A 21,193-nucleotide genomic window follows, 5' to 3' on the forward strand; every position below is an offset into this window, starting at 1 on the left:
TTTACATTCGTCGCCAAGTGGTGCCGGCAGCAGAATCTTCAAGAATAACTCCTTGATCCCATAATTCTTGACGCAGACGATCTGCCTCTTGAAATTGCCGATTGACGCGTGCTTGTCGGCGCGCTTCTATCAACGATTCAATGGTGGCTGCATCCAGCTCTTTAGCTGTTGCTTGCTGGAACCAGATTTCTGGGTCCTGTTGCAATAAGCCCAAAAAATAACCACTTTTTTTCAAAGTGCTAGCTATTACTGTTTTTTCCTGAAGATCATCCGTTTTATGGATCTGATTAGCAAGTTCATGCAGAGCGCTTAACGCTAAAGGAATGTTCAAATCATCTGCAAGGGCATTTAAAAGGGCAGCGTCGGGTAATACATCACCCGACTCAGCAAGATCAAGGCCGCGTAAAGCCAGATAAAGTCTATCTAGAGCTTGTTTAGCTTGCTTCGCCTGGGCTGCAGACCAATCCAACGGTTGGCGATAATGGCTCATTATCAAAGCAAAGCGTAAAGTTTCACCAGCATAGTCACTCAGCAAATCACGCACTGTTAAAAAATTCCCCAAAGACTTGGACATTTTTTCGCCGTCTACAGTGACATGACCATTATGCAGCCAGTAATTCGCCAAACGCTCGGTATTGTTGGCACAACAACTTTGAGCAACTTCATTTTCATGGTGGGGGAAGATCAAATCAATACCACCCCCATGAATGTCAAAAGTGGCGCCGAGATATTTTCCCCCCATGGCAGAGCATTCAATATGCCAACCAGGGCGACCTCTGCCCCACGGGCTATCCCATCCAGGGATTTCTGGAGCCGACGGCTTCCATAAAACAAAGTCACTGGCCTCTTGCTTATAAGGAGCGACTTCTACTCTGGCGCCGGCAAGCATATCCTCTAAATTGCGGTTGGAGAGTTGGCCATATCGTGGGAATTGTTTAACGCTGAAAAGCACATGATCTCCCGCAACATAAGCATATCCTTTGTCAATGAGTGTTTTGATCATCTCAATCATTTCAGGGATATGGTTCGTCGCCCGAGGTTCGATATCAGGAGCAATAGCGCCAATAGCATGCATATCTTCATGGAAAGTTTTGATCGTGCGGGCAGTAATGACGCCGATTGGTTCGCCCGATTGAAGCGACGCCGCATTGATTTTATCATCCACATCCGTGATATTGCGGACATAAACCACTTTTGGATAAAGATAACGTAAAAAGCGGGCGAGAATATCAAAAACGACAAACGGCCGGGCGTTGCCAATATGGGCAAAGTCATAAACGGTTGGCCCACACACATACATCCCAATGCAATCGGGGTTGAGAGGGGTGAATAAATCTTTTTGCCGTGTCAGCGAATTATAAAGCTTTAAAGAGATCATGCGGCAACCTGACTTAATCGTTTTCTCACGGTGTCATGACCAATAACTGGCAACAAAAACTTCATTTCCGGGCCATGGTCAAACCCGGTAATTGCCTGGCGTAAGGGCATAAATAGCTCTTTGCCTTTACGCCCGGTCGCTGTTTTAAGGGCGGTGGTCCAAGTGCTCCATGTTGTTTCATCCCAGGGAGTGGGCGGCAATAGCTCGAGGGCCTGGTGAAGGTAGTCTTTATCCGTTCCCGCCGGCTGAATCTCACCAAAACAAACCACAACCCAGTCCCGAATCTCGTCTAAGTGGCGCAAATTACCGCGCAAATGGGCCCAAATATCGGCATCAACAGCAGCACAACCTAATTGCGCCAAACGGTCCTTAATCGCCTCATAAGGAGTGATTTGATAGATTTTATGGTTCAGTGTCTCTAAATCATGCATATCAAAGCGGGGAGGCGTGCGACTAAAAGTGGCAAGGTCAAAGCTTTTGGCTAGTTCATCTAAATGCAAATGAGGCTCAATTGGCTGTGAGGTGCCAAGACGCGCTAAGAGACTATTAATCGCCATGGGTTCAATGCCGCCATCGCGCAAGGATTGCAGACTAAGACTTCCCAGACGCTTAGAAAGTGGGCCCCCTGAAACATCCATTAACAAAGTTGTGTGCCCAAACTGAATCGTGCTCGCAGGTCGACCTAACGCTTCAAATAACTGAATTTGCACGGCTGTGTTGGTGACGTGATCTTCACCACGCAAGATATGACTAATGTTAAAATCAATGTCATCAATGACAGAAGTAATGGTATAAAGATAAGCACCGTCGCCCCTCACTAAGACAGGATCGCTCAAGGCTTGGCCATGAAATTCGGTGCGACCCCGGACTAAGTCATCCCAAATAATATCTTCGGCTTTCAGCAAAAACCGCCAGTGTGGCTTTCTGCCTTCGGCCTCAAAAGCTTGTTTTTCTGCGTCCGTTAGTCTTAAGGCAGTACGATCATAAATCGGTGGCTCACCGCGGCCTAATTGGCGTTTGCGCTTGAAATCAAGTTCTTCTGGCGTTTCATAGCAAGGATAAAGCCTACCATCGGCAATTAGCTGCTGCATCCCTTGGAGATAGCAATCAAAACGACTCGATTGTTTAGCATAGATAGTATGTGTCAAGCCAAGCCAGGCGAGATCCAGTTCAATGGCGTCAGCAAAGTGGTCTTCAGAACGGCCGATGTCGGTATCATCAAGGCGAAGCATAAACTCAGCCTCTTGGCCGAGGAGTTGATGCTTCCTAGCAAATAGCCAGTTGATAAGAGCTGCTCTGGCATTCCCGATATGAAGTAAGCCAGTGGGACTTGGGGCAAAACGAACGCGTATAGTCATCATAAATTTAGTCAATTATTGAGCTCTCTCGCCCCTCATTCTTGCAAATCAAATTTTGCCTCATTTTTAGCAAAAAATGCCTCCGCATCCTCTTTAGGTGAATTAGGTGCCAGAGAACCTTTGTCGATTCATCTTATCTTTAACTTATCCTTGCTTACCCCCTAATTGCAAGTTTCAAAGCAGGGAACCCTTATTTTGTAGAAATAAGAAAAGGAACTTTAGAGAGGGGATCCCAAATAATCAAGATAGTAGCCGGCCATATTCAAAAGAGATTCTTTACATTCTCTGTCGGTTGCCTCCACCATAGATTGCCATGAGCCATCAAAATTATCAGAGGAGGTTGAGAGGTCGGCCCCTATTAAGTTTTTGAGTTGTTCAATGGTTTCCAATGAACTTTTGGTCTGACTTATACGAAAGCTGAGAGCAGTTATTACTTTGGTAAATAGAGATCGATCATAATGATATTGGGCGGCGAGTAACCAGCAGATCGCCTCACAAAATTTCTTTTTTTCCTCTCCTGTCTCTTTAACTACTAAAAGTTTGATAAAAGATTTTTCAACAGATCCTAAAGCTTCTGCTTCTTTTAGAAAATGAAATCCATTGACCAGATAAGATTTAGGTTTAAGGTTCATTCCTTTAGCTAGATTTAAGAGAATATCAATCGCTTCAGCGCTACAACTTGTACGGATATTCCACTTCGTTAATATTTTATTGAGTTGGCTGCGATTACGATAATGGATAAGCAGGTTTTCTAATTGATCATTAAGATATCGAGTATCGTAAACTTTGTGTGCCTTTTCAATAGGGGCAACACTGTGAATGTCTAAAAAAGCAGCCTTAAAAACCTGTTCTGGATTTTGTTTTTCTTGGCTAATTTTCTGGTAGTCATATTTATGTTCTTCTAACTTAGCCTCAAAATTTGCTTTTACTTTCTCTCTATCCGACAGATTTTCATCTAAACTTTCTTCGTCTGCATTAAAGTGAGAGCTATCAATATCCAAGACAAGCGGGTGGGTTCGCGGTAATTGGTCTTGGGAATTTAATGGGGGAGGGGAAGACTCTGGCGACAAGTTTTTGACAAAAAAATCACCTGCGCAAGTGGGGGTTAAAATAGATAAGAAAATACCCAAACAACATAAAAAAACCAGGTTCTTTACATTGTTTGGGATAAAACACAGCACTAAAGGATAATGAAACATTTTCATTCCATGATTAACGAGTCTCTTTAGTCATTAAAAATGAAAATGTTTAAACAATCCACAATATTTTATAACATTAATCTTTTCATTGGGCGCTTTTTGTAACTTTGTTTCGGGGGGGCGGCTTTGTTTTTCCGTTGTGGAATTCTAATAATCTAAGCTGTGCAGCAAAGAGCCGTGTCACTTCAAATAGCATTTTTTGCAGTTTAGGTTCGGAAAAATCCTTGTAAATATTTATGTATTTTTGTAATCTAATTTCTTCAGGATCGCGAGGTTGATAATCACTACTTTCTGATTCTGCTAAATGATGGGATTCCAATTCATCGAAAAAATAGCTAACTGGTATTTGAAGAACACCGCTTAGTTCATAAATTTTCGAAGCAGAGAGCTGATCGATTCCTGCTTCATATTTATGAATTTGTTGACCTGAAATATGTAATCGTCTTCCGAGTTCAGCTTGATTCAATCCCATTAATTGTCGTCGATCTTTTAATCGAGTTCCAACAATTTTATTTAAGACCGAATCACTAATCTTGCTGACTTCCTCGCTGGAATCACCATAAAGTATGTCCGTCGTTTTGTTCGTCATCGTTAAATTTAGTCTTTTTTGTTGCGAAATAATAAAGTTAAGGCTGCATAAGCCAAAACAATCAGCCAGAACCCAAGATATTGATATCTTGAGAAAAAAGTGGGTATTGTTAATGGCTTAGGCAAGTCAAAATCAATAAATCCTATCTCATCTAGCTCCAACCGGTGTACAATTCGTCCCATTGGGTCGATAACGGCTGAAATTCCATTGTTAGCACTGCGAATAAGAGGGAGTCCTTCCTCAATCGCGCGCGTTCTAACAATGGCCAAATGTTGATAAGGACCTGATGATTTTCCATACCAAGCATCATTTGTTTGGTTTAATAGCCATTCGGGTCTTACCCCAGGGGCTACTACGGCTCCTGAAAAAATTGCTTCATAGCAAATTAAGGGGCCAAACAAGGGGATGCCTTGTAACTGAAGGCTCATAAGACCTTTACCGGGAGAGTAATCAGTCGAACCAGCAGTTAATTTTGAAAACTTAAGTACCTTTTTAAAGGGAATGTATTCGCCAAACGGCACCAAGTGTGACTTGTCGTAAGTGGCGACAATATCACTCTTATCATTGAGAACCAGAGTGCTTGTATAATAGTGCATCCCTTCGCTATCCACCATTTTACGAGGGGCACCCATAATTAAATAACCGTCGGGAGGGACGGCTTCAGTTAAGGCGTAGCGAATTGTTGGATAGTCGGCAACAAATGTTGGAACACTTGACTCAGACCAAATAATTGCCTTGAGTGGACGTTCAGATTCCAAATTTGACAACGCAATCCATCTGTTCAAATTATCTTCAAAATGCTCTATTTGCCATTTTTCTTTTTGAGAAATACTGGCTTGAACAATACGCATATTGACGCCTGTTTCTTGGATGGGGTAGAGGCTCAAGCGATGATTGCCACCCATCCACAAACAACCCCAGATGAGGATAGACAAACCTATAAAGCTACCTCGCCTTGATCCGAGACTGATAAGCATAAAAATTGTGAGTGCACTTAGGCCATAAATACCAATATAGGCAGTTGCTTGAAGTTGGGGTAAATCCCACATATAACCTACAAGGGTCCACGGGAAGCCAGTGAAAATCCACCCCATAAGCCATTCGCTTAAGGACCAGAATAGACAAAACGCAAAAAATCGCCCCATTTTAGCATCAGTCACCTTAACGGTTAAGGCAGTAACCACTGCAGGAAAGAAAGCCAACGTCAAGGGGAGGCAAATACTTCCCAGGGGAACAAGATACCAAAGATCAACAGTGCTAAAGGAATTACCAATCCAATAGAGGCTGGCAATATTAAAACCTATCCCAAAAAACCAACCACGCCAAAAAGCTGTTTTGACATTCTCAAGTTTTCTCACATGATGATAGAAAAAACTTGAAAAACCAATAAACGCAAAAAATTGTGAGTGAGTTGGTGCAAAGGCAAGCGCAGAAATAGCTCCACTAAGGATGAGCAATAGCGATGGATAATTTTGAAAAAATAGACGTACTGTTTGAATCATCACGTGTCAAAAACAAATTGAAATAATATTACCGCCACACTTTTATAACAGAAAAAGTAGCAAAAGCGAATGGATTCTTTCTTCCATAAGCATAATACAACCAGCGGTTTAGGGCGATGTTATGGAAACTTTGCGGTAACCAAGAGCCTCTGCTAGGTGTGTTGTTGTGATAATCTCCGAATATGCAAGATCTGCAATTGTTCTCGCCACGCGTAAGATGCGATGATAAGATCGACCACTCAGTCTGAAGTTTTCAACTGATTTTCTTAATATTATTTCTGCTTTACCATCCATTTTGCAAATTTCCTGAATTAAATCTGGTGATAAACTGGCATTTTTAATCGCTGGATTATTAATTTTAAATTTTCTATTCATCTGAAGTCGAAAGGCACGCGCTTGATTAACTCGGGCGGCAATTTTAGCAGAAGGTTCGCCTTCATTTTTATCAAAAAGATCCGTTGCTTTGACCTCAGAGACATCCAAGATGATGTCAAAGCGATCCATCATCGGTCCCGATATTTTTGACTGATAGTCCTGCGCACATCTAGGGACACGGTGACACTGACGCTCCGCATCTCCAAAATAACCACAGCGACAAGGGTTCATCGCAGCGATTAGCTGAAAGTCTGCAGGGTAGGAGATGTGGGCGTTGGCTCTGGCAATTACTGCTCGTCCACTTTCAAGAGGTTGCCGTAGGGATTCAACGGTTGCTCTGGAAAACTCAGGCAATTCATCAAGAAATAAAACTCCGTGATGGGCCAGAGAAATTTCGCCCGGTTTTGCTTTAAGACCACCGCCAATCAAAGAGGCAAGGGAGGCGGAGTGGTGGGGGTCACGAAAAGGGCGTTCTTGAACTAAACCAACTTCATTCAATTGGCCACTAAGGCTGTGAATAATCGTTGTCTCAAGCGCTTCATGAACCGAAAGGGATGGTAAAATGCTGGGGAGTCTAGCCGCCAGCATTGATTTTCCAGCGCCAGGCGGACCAATCATCAGGACATTATGACTCCCGGTAGCTGCTATTTCCATCGCTCTTTTGGCGATAATTTGCCCTTTTACATCTTTATAATCAAGCGTGGTTGTCTGCTCAATAGGGCGGAACTCTGAATGTGGTTGGGCTAAAACTTGAGTACCTTTGAAATGATTTACCAAGTTGAGGAGATTTGCAGCTGCCAAAATGGGTATATCTCCAGCCCAAGCGGCCTCCTTACCACAAGCGTCAGGGCAAATGATACCTTTTCCTTGGGCATACGCCTCAATTGCCGTTGGTAGGATACCAGAAACCTTGGTAATGGACCCATCAAGTCCAAGTTCGCCGAGAATTAGGTAGTTATCTAGATCATCAGAGGAAAGAACCCCCAGACTCACCATCAATCCCATGGCAATAGGCAGATCATAATGGGAGCCTTCTTTTTGTAAATCCGCGGGGGCCAAATTGACGGTGATTTTTTTAGCCGGCAGATCCAGCCCAATCGATAAAAAGCTAGCGCGAACTCGCTCCCTTGATTCAGCAACTGCTTTATCAGGTAAGCCTACGATTGTAAAGGCCGGAAGACCAGCGCTGATCTGCACTTGGACATTGACCAGCTGAACCTGAACGCCTTGAAAAGCAACGGTTGAGACTTTTGCGAGCATGAGAGAATATCAATATAATATAGTTTGTTTTTCCGCAAACCTTAGCAGAAATAACGATAATGTCATCTGTTTTTTCTAACTTCTGCGAACAAAATCATTCGCATTAAGCATGAGGGATAACGTGGTGATCTAAGTCATGGTAAAGGGAGGATCTTGACGAATTAACATAGACGAAGTATCAGTAAGATCGAGGTGAGTTGCTTTGCTCAGTTGATAGTGGCAGGCTTCATCATAAATAAATTCGATGATTCGATGAGATGACGCTTAGCAAAAAATAGTTTCCTCATCATAGCTCAATTGGTCAGCTAAATAATAAAAAAGTGGCTATCCTCGTTTTTATGCTTCCAGTCTGAGCGCAAAACTAGTATCAGTAATAGTCTTGACAGAATCAATGAGATCCATTTGGACGGCAACAATAAGTTGGGTAGATATTCAGACAAACTCTTCTTATGTAAATCGAGCTGACACTCAATAGGGATGTAGATTCTGCTAATAATTCGTTAATAAGTTTTTTTAACAGGAATTGTCAGTATGGTTATTAGAATGTTCCCCCGTTTTTCTATCTTAACGTTATTTTTTTTCGTTGCACTGTTCCGTTGTTCCAGCGCTATGGATAGCGACTTACGAGATGATTTCTCCGGGGAACATCAGCCCTCAACCTCAACACGCCAAGTTATCAACACAGGTCGTCTTCACGCAACTGAGTTATTACCTGTGATAAAAAATGAAGAAGAAGTAGTTCCTTATAATTTTGATGCTTTATGGCTAAAATTTAAGCCTTATCTTAATGAAAATGTCTCTGGTTTCTATGAAAATGCTCTTAAGATGATGTTCAATCTGCTGCCTCAACAGCAAGAAGATAATAGTATGCGCTTTCCGGAACCCAAACATTCTCCACTTGTTATAGTGCACGGATGGCAGTGTTTACTTGGCAAGGTATTAACTGAAAATGAAGATAAGGAGCAAGAAAATGCTCTTTTAGATTTGTTGGCCTTACATAAAGAAAGCATCAAGAGAATTGATCCAGATTTATACAGCAAGGTCAGTGAACATGCACCATGCGAAAATTGTGTGAGATCAGCAAGGTATAAAATGATGGAAGGGATTTAATCAAACGAGATGAATAAGAATATCTTGATGCAAAGATGCTGCTGTATAAGAAAGTAATTCTATTGACATAGATATTCTTGGTGCTCCTGTTGCAAAAAGGTTAAACTGTGCTTACCCAGAATTTTCCTGATAATTCTTGTGGTAATTTGGTAAAGAATTAATTAAATTTTAAATATAAGGTTTTCTTGCCCAAAAGGATTAGTATGAAGGTTGTCCGACAACAAGCTAGGGAATCTGAGGATTGGCCGAGTCATCGAATTGATCTCGGGACATTTTGTCGCGGCAACCAACTTATCTGGCAAGATTTGAGATTTAATTTAGTGATGGGGGGCTGGACAGGCTTTCTAGGCAAGAGTGGGATCGGCAAAACAACTTTGTTGCGTTGCCTCTCTGGTCTTGAAGCAGGGCAACCATTTTTCCTCAAAGATCTTAAAGTGGCTCTATTGGCGCAAAATGATAACCTTTTGCCATGGGCAACAATTTTAGAGAATGTGACTATAGGAGCAAGCTTTAGAGGAGATACTATTGACCGAAATCAGGCAATAAATCTGTTACAACAAGTAGGGCTTCAAGGGTATGCAGATCGCTATCCAATGCAGCTTTCCATGGGCATGCGGCAACGGGTGGCACTTGCGCGAACATTGTATGAAAAAGCCGATTTTATTCTTCTAGATGAACCCTTTAGTGCGCTGGATACCAAAATTAAGTATGAGCTATATGCTCTCACCCAGAATTTATTGGCAGAAAAAACCGTCTTGATTGTGACTCACGACCCCCTCGAAGCGCTTACCCTGTGTCAGCAAATCTATTTATTTCAAGAGACTCCGACAACATTAGTGCCATTTGAGTTGACGGCTACTACAACGCCGTCTACCCCTGCACAGATCGGGAATTCGCCCGACCTCAATCGACTGATGGAGGCGATTTTATGCGGCTAAATCTCAAAGTTTCAATTTATCTGATCTGCCTTCTGAGTGCTTGGGTGGTTTTGTGTTCTCTTTTAGCGATGCCTGCCTATATTTTGCCCCATCCACTCGATGTGGCTTCCAGCATTATTAAGAATAGTAATCTTCTTGCCTGGCATGGCTTTGTTAGCTTGTTAGAGATTGTCTCAGGCTTGTTGGTTGGAATACTTTTGGCAGGGGTGATGATTTTTATTGCTGAGCGTGTGCCACGATTGCGCACAACTCTTTTTTCATCACTTATTAGTCTCCAAACAGTGCCCATATTTGCGATCATCCCTTTGTTTTTATTGTGGTTTGGTCATGGACTTATCACGAAGATTTTGATTGTAGGGCTATCGTCATTTTTTCCTATCACAGCGAATATGATGCAAGGACTTGAGCGTTGCCCAGAAGGCTATCGTGATATGGCGCGTCTAATGAAGTCCACACCTGGGCGTTTTTTCTTTAAAGTCAAGTTGCCTTATACTTTGCCGTATTTAGTTGCTGGGTTTCGCATTGCGGCCGTCCACGCGCCTGTGACCGTCATTGCTGCGGATTGGATTGGGGCGACCCATGGGCTGGGGTATCTGGTGATGCTTTCCAGTGGCCGCTTACAGTTGGATTTGATGTTTTCCTGTATTTTTATCCTTATTGGTTACAGTTTGTTGTTTCATCAACTTGTCTGTTGGCTGCAACGTAAAATCCTATTTTGGCGGAGTGATTCATGAATAAGATTTTTAAGTGTCTTCTTAGCTTGGTTATTGCAGCAGGGAGTGTAAGTCATGCTGAAGTGCCTAAAGAACCAGCAGGAGCAGTTGCAAAACCGTATGTTATTTATCTTGATTGGTTTTTAAACCCTCATCATGCGCCGTTGGTGATTGGCTTAAAGAAAGGTTTTTTCAAAGAACACGGTCTTGATGTTGAGCTTGTGAGTGCGGGTGGCTCAGAAGAAGGAAGTAAACAAGTTTCTGCAGGGAAGGGTAACCTGGCTGTTTCTAAGCAATCTGCTCATGTGGTACGTATAGTAAATCAGCAACTGTCAATTGTGCGCGTTGCAACCATTATTGATAGGCCGCTGGAATGCTTGATCACCAGTGAAGACTGCCCAGATATTAAATCTTTGAAAGGAAAGAGAATTGGTTTTACCAGCAGTTCTATTGAATTTTCTACTTTGGCAATCGCTACAATTTTAGAACACAATGGTTTAAAACTTGACGATGTGACTTTGGTACCCATTATTACTGGAATGCCAGCAGCGTTGCTCAGTGGTCAAGTCGATGCTATTTTCAGTGCTTACAGGACTTATGAATTGGAAGATATTCACCTACACAAATTTAAAACAAATGTTTTTTATTATGAAAACAATGGCATTCCTCCTTTTGAACAGGTAATTTTGGTAGCGCATAAAGACAAGCTAGATCAGCCAGAACTCAAGCAATTCCTTGTGGCTTTAAAGCAAAGTACTGAGTTTATCAAACAAAATCCTGAAGAAGCTTGGAAAATTTATGCAGCGCATGCCCCAGAGCAGGATACGGATCTGAATCACAAGGTTTTCTTGAAAGTCAGTGAGTTACTCCAAGCAGCGCCTGAAAAATTAGATAGGGCACGGTACGAAAAGTTTGCTGCATTTCTGGAAAAAAGTGCTATCCTGAAAGAGAAAGTTCCTGCGGTAGATACTTATGCGAAAGAAATTAGCCTAAATAATGGTTGATGCAATTATCTTGACGGGGCCAACGGCGAGCGGCAAATCGAAAGCTGCGATCGAGTTGGCTCGCACCCTTAAGGGGGAGATTATTAATGCTGATAGCATGCAGCTTTATCGGCACCTCCCCATCCTCACTGCGTGTCCTACGGATGCGGATAAAACTCTTATTTCCCACCATTTATATGAAATTCTGGGCGACCAAGATTTGGGTTCTGCGGGCTGGTGGTATCACGAAGTTTGTGATTTAATCACACAAATCCGCAACCAAGGACGGATGCCAATTCTTGTCGGCGGCACGGGACTTTATCTCCACACGCTGGCCCATGGCCTTTCAGAAATTCCAGCTGTTCCAGAAGCGGTACGTCTCCAGGCGCGTGAATTTGCTGAAAAAGATAATTTTTTTAGCATTGTTGCTCAATATGATCCCATTGCCGCACAAAAACTTCACCCCTCTGATAAACAGCGCCTTACGCGCGCCTTAGAAGTACGTCTCGCCACGGGAAAATCAATTTATGAATGGCAGGCAAAAACCTTGAAGAAGGCCAATTTTACACTTGCGAAATTTGCTCTGTTGCCGGATAGAGCTCATGTTTATGCCAATATTAATCAGCGATTTGACCAGATGATGATTGATGGCGCTCTCGAAGAGGTGCGCCAATTAATGCAAACGCCGGTGCGACAGGATAGCCCTATTTTACGTGCTGTTGGTGCGCCGGAATTGATGGCCTCGCTGCGGGGAGAGTTGTCCCAAACCGAAGCGATTGAGCGCGCTAAACAAAGCAGTCGCAATTATGCAAAGCGGCAGTATACCTGGCTGCGTCATCAGGCGACCGACTATACCTGTTTTACGGAGTGGTCCAAATCGAGCTTGAAAACAGCGGTGGCAGCTGCTAAGTCTTTGAGAAATTAAGCATCCAGCAACTATTTAATAAATTTAATTGCTTTATTACATCCTTATACTATATAGGAAGTGTAACCGAATTTTAAGAAGTTCCCCCCTAAACTTACTATAATGAACTTCTCAGGAATTCGTTGGTTTTTAATGAATCTAACCTATATCTTCAATAAAATGTGGAAATGTGGTAGGAATAAAAATGGATGACACAACTGTAAAATTAGCTTGGTATGATCCCCTTAAGGTGTGGTGGTCTATTGCTTGGCGTGCTGCTTTGTATAGTTTTGTTTTTAGTTTAATTGCAGTTAGTATCTCCATCGCTGGTCAATCTTTAGAAATAGTTCAGATTTATTCATGGCCTACGTTTGCTTTTGTTGGAATTTGTAGTATAATTGGCACTTATCTATTCTTCTATTTACCCCACAAACAATTAAATGGTATTGACTATAAAACATTTAAAATAGTCTTCTCTGAACCAAATACTGTTGGACGACGATTGAAGTTGATTCTGGTTTATTGCGGTAGTTCTTTTTTGGTCAGTTTCTTAATTTCAATTGTTTTTGAGGTGCTGCTCTTCATCGTTTATCCAGCCTTGGTAGAATCAATGCCACCTTTACGATTTACCATTAAGGGTGTCGGATTTATTGTGTCATTCTGTGGGAATTACTATCTTTTGCGCCGTTGGATGACGAAAGGTGTTTTTGGTCAACATCTGATCTTGATTCCAAGAAATGTTGTTTCCGAACCAGACGCTGCGCCAGAATAAGTAAAGCGACAGGTTTGTTGTCTCTTTTGGGGGGAGAGGCAACTTATTATTTCTCTCGCCTCTTTTGAGGGGATATTGTACCTTTCTCCCAAGGGTAGACTCTGTGAAGGAAAGTTGAAAGAAGTCTCTTTGGTTACTGTCGTATACTGAGAAATAAACTACTCCCTTAAAATACCCTCTTAAAATTTGACATCATTTTAAACTAAAAACATCTCGAAATCACCCTCATTAATTTCCTTCATATAAGCTAGGATGCCCAGCCTATTTCTCCAGTAGGGGCTCCTCCTCAAATAGCAAAAAGCCTCTTCATCAATTGGTGAAGAGGCTTTTTTAAAAACCCAACTATGAGCTATAAAGCTTAGTTGATGTTTGTGACAGCAACACGGTTTTGTGCGTGTTGATCTTCGGTTTGAGCATCAGCAACAAACGGACGGTCTTTACCATAAGAAATTGTCTTCAAGCGAGCTTTATCAACACCCAACTTAGTCAAATCTTTTGCAGCAGCGTGCGCACGGCGTGCACCTAAAGCAAGGTTGTATTCACGTGTACCACGGTTGTCGCAATGACCTTCGATGGTTGCTGTTGTGTTTGGATAAGTCTTCAACCAACCAGCTTGTGCTTCAAGAACACGACCAGCTTCTGCTGAAATTGTTGACTTATTGAACGCGAAGAAAACGCGATCTTTAATGTTTTGTTTGAAGTCTTCAGGTGTACCTGGTTGTGGAGCTAATCCAACGTTAACTTCTTGTTCTGGAGCACATTCACAAGCAGCCAGGATGGCACCCAGTGCACAAATGCTTAAAATTTTGTTACGCATAACTTTCTTTTCCCTCGTTCACTGTTATTACAATGAATATTAAACCAATTAAACCTTAACAAACAATTTATTTGCAAGAAATATAAAAGCTCATAAATTTTATTTGAAATTGGTTGAGTGTAGACAAAATGCAACATATAAACATTCTCTTTATACTTCCTATTGCAGAAATATTTAAGAGTAGATATCGCAAAGACCTCGGTATTTCTCTAAAAAACCAAAACCTAAAAATTCAAGTAAAAAATTCAAGTAAAATTTATAAATCTATTCTATTTCAATTTATAGAACACGCAAAAAGAATTATTTGAAAATAAAAAAATCTTAGGCAAATAACCCGCCCAAGATTTAAAAACTTTATAACAACTTTACATTTATAAGTTAAGCGACAGGACTTTATATTGTGGACTCATTTGCCTGTCGCATCCGTATATCTTGAAAATACTTAGCTCTCAATTGACCATACCAATCAGAATCAAACTTGCGCGCCCAAGGAATAATCACTCCTAAGTAAGAATCTAGCTGTTCTTTGATTTTGGCAATGTCTGCCTGCTGATAATTGCTTACACCTTGGTTAAATTCAGTAATAAGTGTTTGATACTTGGCATAGGCTGCAGGTAAGGAGTGATACCCAGCATGCATTGACTGTTGAGCCAGTACCAGTTTTGCGTTAACCTCGGTTGGGCCGCAATGCATCGCAGACCACCCAAAACAAATTCCTGAGGAAAGAAATAAATCTGTCTTACTCAGATCATCAGATCTTTCCGCCTCAGCAAAAAAGTGTCCTCCCGCCTCAGCAAATGATTCGCCCATCAAAAAATGTCGTTTACTTATTGGTAAATAGTCACCAATATCTTTGACGATGAGCCCTAATCTTTCATACTTTATTGCTAAATCGTAATTACTATCTTCCTTTGAAAATCCTTGAGCAACAATTAAACTGGCGGGACATTGCATATAAAATGATTGAGGAACGATAAGGGAGGCTTCGCGCAAGGAGGTGATAAATAGTTTAGCATGATAGGTATTTGTCTGGCGCACGAATAAGGTTTCAAATCGATCTTTATCTTCTTCAGAAAGGTTCTCAGGTTTGCCGTTGACTGCAGACAATAAATTTTTGAGTTGCTCATGTTCTTCCTGCATTGTGGCTAAAAATGTATTCCATTTTTCTTCTGAGACTAACTCATTTATTTGATGCGGCGTTAACGGAAGCTCCCTCATTACTTGAAGTAAGTCGAGAGAGGCAAGGTCAACTGAATCAAAATTAATTTCTTGGGCTAGGGGCTGATACAATTCGGCCAAATGGCCGGTGCGAAGTGTTTGTGGAATTCCATATGAATTGCCGATAGGCAAACTATAATGTTGGCGAATTTGGCTCAGCTGTGATTGCTTCTTACCTGAATGCTCACCATCTCGGAAAGGGACATCCATCGCCACGGGGCTAATGGATGTCAGAATGGAAACCAAACAGAGTAAGGAAAATTTTCTTCTCACGAGTCTCTCCATAAAAAAACATTATTTCACTTCTTATTGTTTATTTAAAATAAACTAACAATCAATTAAAAAATGCATTTTTATGAAAGTAAATGCGAGTTTATCCTACGACTTTGAGCAATAAACCCACAATCATGGCTGACAAGCAACTTGATAAGGCCCCTACAATCAATGACTTAAAACTTAAAGAAATGACTGTTTGTCGGTGTTCTGGTACCATGGCGCTAAGCCCCCCCAACACAATCCCAATGGCTGAAAAATTGGCAAAGCCGCATAAGGCATAAACCATCATCAAAACTGTTGTTGGGCTTAAGGATGCTGCATAGGTTTTTAATTGGGAAAATGCGATTATTTCATTGAGAACTGTTTTCACGCCCAACAATTGAGCCACAATCTGACTTTCTGACCACGAAGCGCCCATCAACCACGCAAAAGGCGCCAAAACAAACCCAAATATTTTCTCTAAGCTTAGGGGGGAACCTTCGCCAAGCGTAATATAGCCAAGGATTGTATTGGTCAAACTGACAAAGGCAAGCGCAACAATTAACATGGCAATGACATTTAAGAAGATAGAAAGACCATCGGTCGTCCCGCGGGAAATGGCATCCATCGGGCCACTAAAATTATAGGGAACCGTCACCTCCGCCTCGGTAACGGGCTCAGTGTTAGGGATAATAATTTGTGACAACGCAATAGCCGCGGGGATGTTCAAGAGAGTTGCCGCAATCAAATGTTGCATCGGGAATTCGACGACGCCTGCCAAAATATCACTATAGACTGGCATTAAACTCATTGCTGCTGTCGCCATCCCACAAGTCATCATGGTAAAAATTTCTGAACGGCTAAAATTTTTAAGATAGGGCCGCACCAAAAGAGGGGTTTCAACATTCCCCAGGAAAATTTTAGCCGCAGCCATTGTTCCAAGGGCGCCTCCAATATTTAAAACGCGGCGCAAGACAAAAGAAATTCCTTTAACAATTAAGGGTAAAATACGCCAATGGAATAGCAGCATTGATAAAGCACTGACCACAATCACCACCGGTAATGCCTGAAGTGCAAAAATAAATGGGCTGGCTGCAGACTCTGGATTAGCGTGGAAAGGCGTTTCACCACCACCTAAATAACCAAAAACAAACTTTGTCCCTTCCAAGGTTGATTGTTTTAATATGTCAATAACACTGGCCATTTTCAAAATAAGATAGCTAACAGCTGGCACCTTAAAAATAAGTACCGCTAAAACAAGCTGCAAAGCCAAGGCTTTAAAAACAGCTGCATAGTTGATTTGTTGCTTGTTTTCGCTGAAAAACCAACAAAACCCCAAGAGCAGAAAAATCCCTAAAAATGCTTGCATAATAATTTCCGCCTTTTAATCTGTGTTAGAGTGTGAAACTAATGACTTATAAATTTTTTACTCTTTTATACCGATGATCGACTTAAATACAATATTTTTCACGTTTTTAGCCATGCTTTGCGCTGGAACAGCCGTGTGGCTGTTAACGCGCGGACAATGGCGCCAAACACTCCTACGGGCTGATGCAGAACTTGAACGGCTTCATTTTAGCCTAAATCAACTCCGTCAAGATTTAGAAGGAGAAAAAGCAACAACTTTTACGCTCATCCAAGACCTCAGCCTTGAATGCCGCAAAACAGCAACCTTGGAAGAAAAAACCCTTCGCCTTGAAAAAATCGAAGCTCTCAATACCCATTACCAGGGACAATTAAGTCAGTTGCAAAGTAAAAATGCTGAGTTGCTGTCAAGTCTAGAATATGAACGCCAGCAAGCTCAAGAAAAACTTCAGATGTTGGAAAAAGCGCAGATTAGACTTGCAGAAACTTTTAAGAGTCTTTCTGCTGAAGCGCTTTCAGCTAACAATCAAAACTTCCTGCATTTAGCAAAAACCACCCTCGAAGGGTTTCAAGCGACTGCCAAGCAAGACTTGAGCCAACGTCAACAATCGATCGCTGAGATGTTGCAGCCAATGCACCATGCCTTGACTAAATTTGATGGCAAGGTCCACGATTTAGAAAAGCAGCGTGTCGGTGCTTATGAAGTCTTACGTCAACAAGTCAGCGACCTCGTCTTAAGCCAAAAAGAACTCCGTCATGAAACATCCAACCTTGTCAAGGCATTACGTGCTCCATCGGTTCGCGGTCAATGGGGAGAAATGCAATTAAAACGCGTGGTCGAGATGGCTGGAATGATTTCTCATTGTGATTTCTTAGAACAAGTCAGCACACAAACAGAAACTGGGCGCTTGCGTCCCGACATGGTAATTAATTTGCCAGGCAACAAAAAGGTGATTGTGGATGCTAAAGCCCCTCTTTCAGCTTATCTTGAGGCTTTAGAAGCCTCCGATGAGGTCATCCGTATTGAAAAACTGCAAGAGCACGCCCGCCAAGTACGGACTCATATCCGAGCTCTGGGTCAACGCGCTTATTGGGAGCAATTTGATTACACCCCTGAGTTTGTCGTCCTCTTTCTTCCTGGTGAAACATTTTTCAGCGCTGCCCTTGAACAGGATCCAGCCCTTATTGAAATGGGCGTTAAGGAGAAGGTTATTTTGGCAACCCCAACAACGTTGATTGCTTTACTTCGTGCCGTGGCGTATGGATGGCGCCAAGAAGGAATCGCTGAAAATGCCCGCCACATAAGCGACTTAGGGCGGGATCTCTATAAGAGAATTGGTGACCTTGGCACCCACGTTAATCGTTTAGGACGACACTTGGGTCAAGCTGTGGATAGCTATAATCAAACGGTTGGGACTTTAGAACGCCGCGTGCTTGTCACTGCTCGCAAATTTAAGGAACTTGACTCAAGCGCCCCCAGTTTGGATGAATTGAGCCCGCTAGAGCATAATCCACGTATAGTACAATCCGAGGAATTAGCTCCTCTGGAGGAGGAACTTGTTAAAATTGCGTTGTAATCTGCTTGCCATAATCCCGATATTTCCAGTATTTTGAGTATAGATTTAAATTAACTTAAAGAAGAACAATGGCTGGACATTCCCAATTTAAAAACATTATGCATCGTAAAGGTGCACAGGATGCAAAACGTGCAAAGATGTTTGCAAAAATTGCTCGTGAAATTATTGTGTCGGCAAAGTCAGGTTTGCCAGATCCGAACTCTAATCCTCGTTTACGCGCGGCAATTGGCGCCGCTAGAGCTGCCAACATGCCGCGAGATAACATTGAACGCGCGATGAAAAAAGCCCTTGGTGGTGATGACACAACCAATTTTGAAGAAGTCCGCTATGAGGGCTATGGCCCAGGCGGCACAGCTGTCATCGTTGAGGCTTTGACTGACAATCGTAATCGTACTGCCTCGGAAGTGAGAGCGGCGTTTTCCAAGCACGGCGGCAACCTTGGTGAAACCGGCAGCGTGGCCTTTATGTTTGATCATATTGGATTAGTACGCTTCCCTAAAGCGGTTGGTTCCTTTGACGAGGTTTTTGAAAAAGCAGTTGAAGCAGGCGCTGATAATATGGAAGAAATTGATGACACGTTTGAAGTGACCACCTCTTTAGATGGGTTTGCTGCTGTTCGCGACGCTTTAGGTGATGCTTACGGTGATCAAGCTGAAGCCAAACTCATCTGGCGCCCTATGAATACTGTCGACTGTAATGAAGAGATTGCCCAAAAGATATTTAAACTCGTTGATCTTTTAGAAGATAATGACGACGTGCAAAATGTTTATGCAAATTTTGAAATTTCTGACGAAATTATGGCGCGTTTAGGTTAATGCAGATTACTGGAATTACTCGCATCCTGGGCATCGACCCCGGTCTGCGCCATACAGGCTGGGGAATCATTGAAAGCCAAGGCAATCGTTTACGCCATATTGCCCATGGTATTATTGCTCCCCCACCACCACTCGCACTCGCAACACGCCTTAACTGCCTTTTTCAAGGGCTTACAGAGATCATTGGACAGTTTAGCCCTAATGAAGCTGCGGTTGAGGAAACCTTTGTCAATGCCGTAAATGCAGCCTCAGCGCTCAAACTAGGGATGGCACGGGGTGTTGTTTTGCTGGCGCCTGCCACCTCGCATCTTGTTATCGGGGAATATTCAGCCAACAAAGTCAAAAAAGCTGTTGTCGGAGTAGGACATGCGAGTAAAGAACAAGTATCGATGATGGTACAGCGCCTCCTGCCTGGCTGTGGCTTGGTCAAAGCTGATGCCGCTGATGCCTTAGCTGTAGCTATTTGCCACGCTCACTATCGCCAAGCTTCGGCTCTTATACGAAATACTTGAAGAAGCGAGATTATACCAAGCAGTTTTAAGTATTATGGATATGATTCGGGCTTAAACTTTCTAAGCTACGGATAATGTGTTTGGCCAACATCATTGCAGCCTTAGAGAGATTATCCCGTAGAAGCAAAGTAATTTCAGCATGGGGTAACCTTGGGAGGCCACTATCTTCCCCCAAGACAGATAATCCTTCTGGCACCATGTCTTTGGGGAGAACTGTGACTCCGAGCCCCGCCTTAACCGCAGCAATTGTACCAGCTAAACTAGGGCTGGTGTAGACAACCCGCCATTGGCGATGCGCCTTATCCAATACTTCAAAGGCACGATGGCGGTACACACACGGCTGGGGGGCCAGTACAAGGGGAAGAATCAGGTTACCTTCAAGAGCCGCCTCTCCTGACACCCAGACAAGGGGTTTATGCCACACCATTACCCCTGCAGTCATTGTCTCCGCTTCGCGTTTGAGTAAGACCATGTCATAATCACCTCGATCGAATCCTTGCTGCAAATGCAAGGTCAGATCACACGCCACGTTCAGTTGAGTATGAGGATGGCTGCGAGCAAAGCGTGCTAAAACCTGGGGCAAATAGGCGGTTGCAAAGTCTTCGGGTGTTCCCAGGCGTACCTCACCCTCAATATCCGGCTCATCAAATCTGTTTTTTAATTCTTGAGAGATGTTCAGCATTCGTCGGGCATATGTCACCATTGTCTCACCAGCTGCCGTCAGCGTCACACTCTTGTTAGCCCTCTGAAGTAAGGATTTGCCGACGATTTCCTCAAGCCGCTTGATCTGCAGGCTTATGGCTGCTTGAGTGCGACCAACGCTATGAGCGGCCTTGGTAAAGCTGCTTGTTTCGGCTACTTTTAAAAAAGTTTTCAACAAGCTCATATCTAAATCATAGCCAAATTGATACATCTTCCCCCTCTATATATAAAGAAATTTTATTGTTTTAATAAAACTAATAAATTTTACTAATTAAATCAATTTTTTTATAGTACCTACGAATAAATAAATAAGGAAAACTCCCAATGAATGAAGAAAAAAATCTTCGGCAAGCTTTGGCGGGATGGTGTGACGCGATCAACAAAAATGATGTAGAAAAAGTGATCACATTTTATAAAGCTGATGCTATTTTGTTACCAACTCTCGCGCCAAATATTGCGAAAAGTCGACCAGATTATTTCGCGTATTTTGCCACTTTGATGCTCAACCCAAAATTTCAGGTAGAGATTATTGATTCCAATTTGCGCATCTGGCAAGATTTTGCTATTAATAGCGGTTTTTACACTTTTAGTTTTGAACGGGATAGAACCAAAATTGAAGTTCCCGCCAGGTTTACCTTTATCTATTCGAAAATGCCAGAAGGATGGATGATTATCGAACATCATTCTTCACAAATTCCAAAAATTTAATGGATCTGCTGCTAGGATGCCATCTTCGTTGTTAAGATAGAGCAAGACACGCGGATTGGGGGAAAAGAATTTTTTTCCTGATTTTATTATAGATTTTATATCCTTTATTCTTAAAGAGAGGGGATTATGGCCAGCAGATGTAA

General features: G+C 42.4%; 21 protein-coding genes. 10 read left to right on the forward strand and 11 right to left on the reverse strand.

Annotated elements, in window-relative coordinates:
* Position 1: 1 nt before the first annotated feature.
* From cysS to IG80_RS16780, 7 genes are all read right to left on the reverse strand, one after another.
* Complete coding sequence (gene cysS / locus IG80_RS0106425) at positions 2–1,375, reverse strand: cysteine--tRNA ligase (protein WP_032113459.1); 1,374 nt, start codon at positions 1,373–1,375, stop codon at positions 2–4.
* Entirely contained in the window at positions 1,375–2,736 is a 1,362-nt protein-coding gene (gene gltX, locus IG80_RS0106430; RefSeq protein ID WP_032113460.1) for a glutamate--tRNA ligase, read from the reverse strand. The genes cysS and gltX overlap by 1 nt, the downstream gene beginning before the upstream one ends.
* Positions 2,737–2,954: 218 nt before the next feature.
* A complete protein-coding gene (locus tag IG80_RS0106435) occupies positions 2,955–3,941 on the reverse strand; it encodes a hypothetical protein (protein ID WP_032113015.1) in 987 nt (328 codons plus the stop codon).
* Positions 3,942–4,020: 79 nt separating this feature from the next.
* Positions 4,021–4,524 carry a helix-turn-helix domain-containing protein gene (locus IG80_RS13240; RefSeq protein WP_052046153.1) on the reverse strand — a complete coding sequence of 168 codons (504 nt, stop codon included), beginning with the start codon at positions 4,522–4,524 and terminating at the stop codon, positions 4,021–4,023.
* Between the two features lie 8 nt (positions 4,525–4,532).
* Entirely contained in the window at positions 4,533–6,026 is a 1,494-nt protein-coding gene (gene lnt / locus IG80_RS0106445; protein WP_052046155.1) for an apolipoprotein N-acyltransferase, read from the reverse strand.
* Between the two features lie 108 nt (positions 6,027–6,134).
* Positions 6,135–7,661: a YifB family Mg chelatase-like AAA ATPase gene (locus tag IG80_RS0106450; RefSeq protein WP_032113016.1), complete on the reverse strand. Its 1,527-nt coding sequence runs from the start codon at positions 7,659–7,661 to the stop codon at positions 6,135–6,137.
* Between the two features lie 129 nt (positions 7,662–7,790).
* Positions 7,791–7,910, reverse strand: a complete 120-nt coding sequence (locus IG80_RS16780) for a hypothetical protein (protein WP_075553199.1) — start codon at positions 7,908–7,910, stop codon at positions 7,791–7,793.
* 282 nt (positions 7,911–8,192) lie between these two features.
* Between IG80_RS16780 and IG80_RS0106455 the strand changes: the two genes are divergently transcribed.
* From IG80_RS0106455 to IG80_RS0106480, 6 genes are all read left to right on the forward strand, one after another.
* Positions 8,193–8,771, forward strand: a complete 579-nt coding sequence (locus IG80_RS0106455; RefSeq protein WP_032113017.1) for a hypothetical protein — start codon at positions 8,193–8,195, stop codon at positions 8,769–8,771.
* Positions 8,772–8,974: 203 nt separating this feature from the next.
* Positions 8,975–9,709, forward strand: coding sequence for an ATP-binding cassette domain-containing protein (locus tag IG80_RS0106460; protein ID WP_052046157.1), 735 nt, complete (start codon positions 8,975–8,977; stop codon positions 9,707–9,709).
* Positions 9,700–10,443: an ABC transporter permease gene (locus IG80_RS0106465; protein WP_032113018.1), complete on the forward strand. Its 744-nt coding sequence runs from the start codon at positions 9,700–9,702 to the stop codon at positions 10,441–10,443. The genes IG80_RS0106460 and IG80_RS0106465 overlap by 10 nt, the downstream gene beginning before the upstream one ends.
* Complete coding sequence (locus IG80_RS0106470) at positions 10,440–11,426, forward strand: ABC transporter substrate-binding protein (protein WP_032113019.1); 987 nt, start codon at positions 10,440–10,442, stop codon at positions 11,424–11,426. The genes IG80_RS0106465 and IG80_RS0106470 overlap by 4 nt, the downstream gene beginning before the upstream one ends.
* Positions 11,419–12,330, forward strand: coding sequence for a tRNA (adenosine(37)-N6)-dimethylallyltransferase MiaA (miaA, locus tag IG80_RS0106475; RefSeq protein ID WP_052046159.1), 912 nt, complete (start codon positions 11,419–11,421; stop codon positions 12,328–12,330). The genes IG80_RS0106470 and miaA overlap by 8 nt, the downstream gene beginning before the upstream one ends.
* Before the next feature lie 184 nt (positions 12,331–12,514).
* The gene (locus IG80_RS0106480; protein WP_032113020.1) at positions 12,515–13,081 is read left to right on the forward strand and encodes a hypothetical protein; all 567 of its coding nucleotides are present in this window, start codon (positions 12,515–12,517) and stop codon (positions 13,079–13,081) included.
* 358 nt (positions 13,082–13,439) lie between these two features.
* On the opposite strand, the gene IG80_RS0106485 is transcribed toward IG80_RS0106480, so the two are convergent.
* From IG80_RS0106485 to IG80_RS0106500, 3 genes are all read right to left on the reverse strand, one after another.
* A complete protein-coding gene (locus IG80_RS0106485) occupies positions 13,440–13,898 on the reverse strand; it encodes an OmpA family protein (RefSeq protein ID WP_032113021.1) in 459 nt (152 codons plus the stop codon).
* A 393-nt stretch (positions 13,899–14,291) separates the two neighbouring features.
* On the reverse strand, positions 14,292–15,389 hold the full coding sequence (locus tag IG80_RS0106495; RefSeq protein ID WP_156962073.1) for a hypothetical protein: 1,098 nt from the start codon (positions 15,387–15,389) through the stop codon (positions 14,292–14,294).
* Positions 15,390–15,489: 100 nt separating this feature from the next.
* Entirely contained in the window at positions 15,490–16,740 is a 1,251-nt protein-coding gene (locus IG80_RS0106500; protein ID WP_032113024.1) for a NupC/NupG family nucleoside CNT transporter, read from the reverse strand.
* A 73-nt stretch (positions 16,741–16,813) separates the two neighbouring features.
* On the opposite strand from IG80_RS0106500, the gene IG80_RS0106505 reads away from it, so the two are divergent.
* From IG80_RS0106505 to ruvC, 3 genes are all read left to right on the forward strand, one after another.
* Positions 16,814–18,313, forward strand: a complete 1,500-nt coding sequence (locus IG80_RS0106505) for a DNA recombination protein RmuC (RefSeq protein ID WP_032113025.1) — start codon at positions 16,814–16,816, stop codon at positions 18,311–18,313.
* 68 nt (positions 18,314–18,381) lie between these two features.
* A complete protein-coding gene (locus tag IG80_RS0106510; protein WP_032113026.1) occupies positions 18,382–19,128 on the forward strand; it encodes a YebC/PmpR family DNA-binding transcriptional regulator in 747 nt (248 codons plus the stop codon).
* A gap of 14 nt (positions 19,129–19,142) precedes the next feature.
* Entirely contained in the window at positions 19,143–19,640 is a 498-nt protein-coding gene (ruvC, locus tag IG80_RS0106515; RefSeq protein ID WP_032113465.1) for a crossover junction endodeoxyribonuclease RuvC, read from the forward strand.
* A gap of 25 nt (positions 19,641–19,665) precedes the next feature.
* Here the strand turns inward: ruvC and IG80_RS0106520 are convergent, their stop codons facing one another.
* Complete coding sequence (locus IG80_RS0106520; RefSeq protein ID WP_032113027.1) at positions 19,666–20,553, reverse strand: LysR substrate-binding domain-containing protein; 888 nt, start codon at positions 20,551–20,553, stop codon at positions 19,666–19,668.
* Between the two features lie 113 nt (positions 20,554–20,666).
* Between IG80_RS0106520 and IG80_RS0106525 the strand changes: the two genes are divergently transcribed.
* Positions 20,667–21,050 carry a nuclear transport factor 2 family protein gene (locus IG80_RS0106525; protein WP_052046161.1) on the forward strand — a complete coding sequence of 128 codons (384 nt, stop codon included), beginning with the start codon at positions 20,667–20,669 and terminating at the stop codon, positions 21,048–21,050.
* Positions 21,051–21,193 lie beyond the last annotated feature (143 nt).

It is taken from the genome of Candidatus Paracaedibacter symbiosus, from assembly GCF_000757605.1.
In the GTDB taxonomy this organism is placed as follows: domain Bacteria; phylum Pseudomonadota; class Alphaproteobacteria; order Paracaedibacterales; family Paracaedibacteraceae; genus Paracaedibacter_A; species Paracaedibacter_A symbiosus.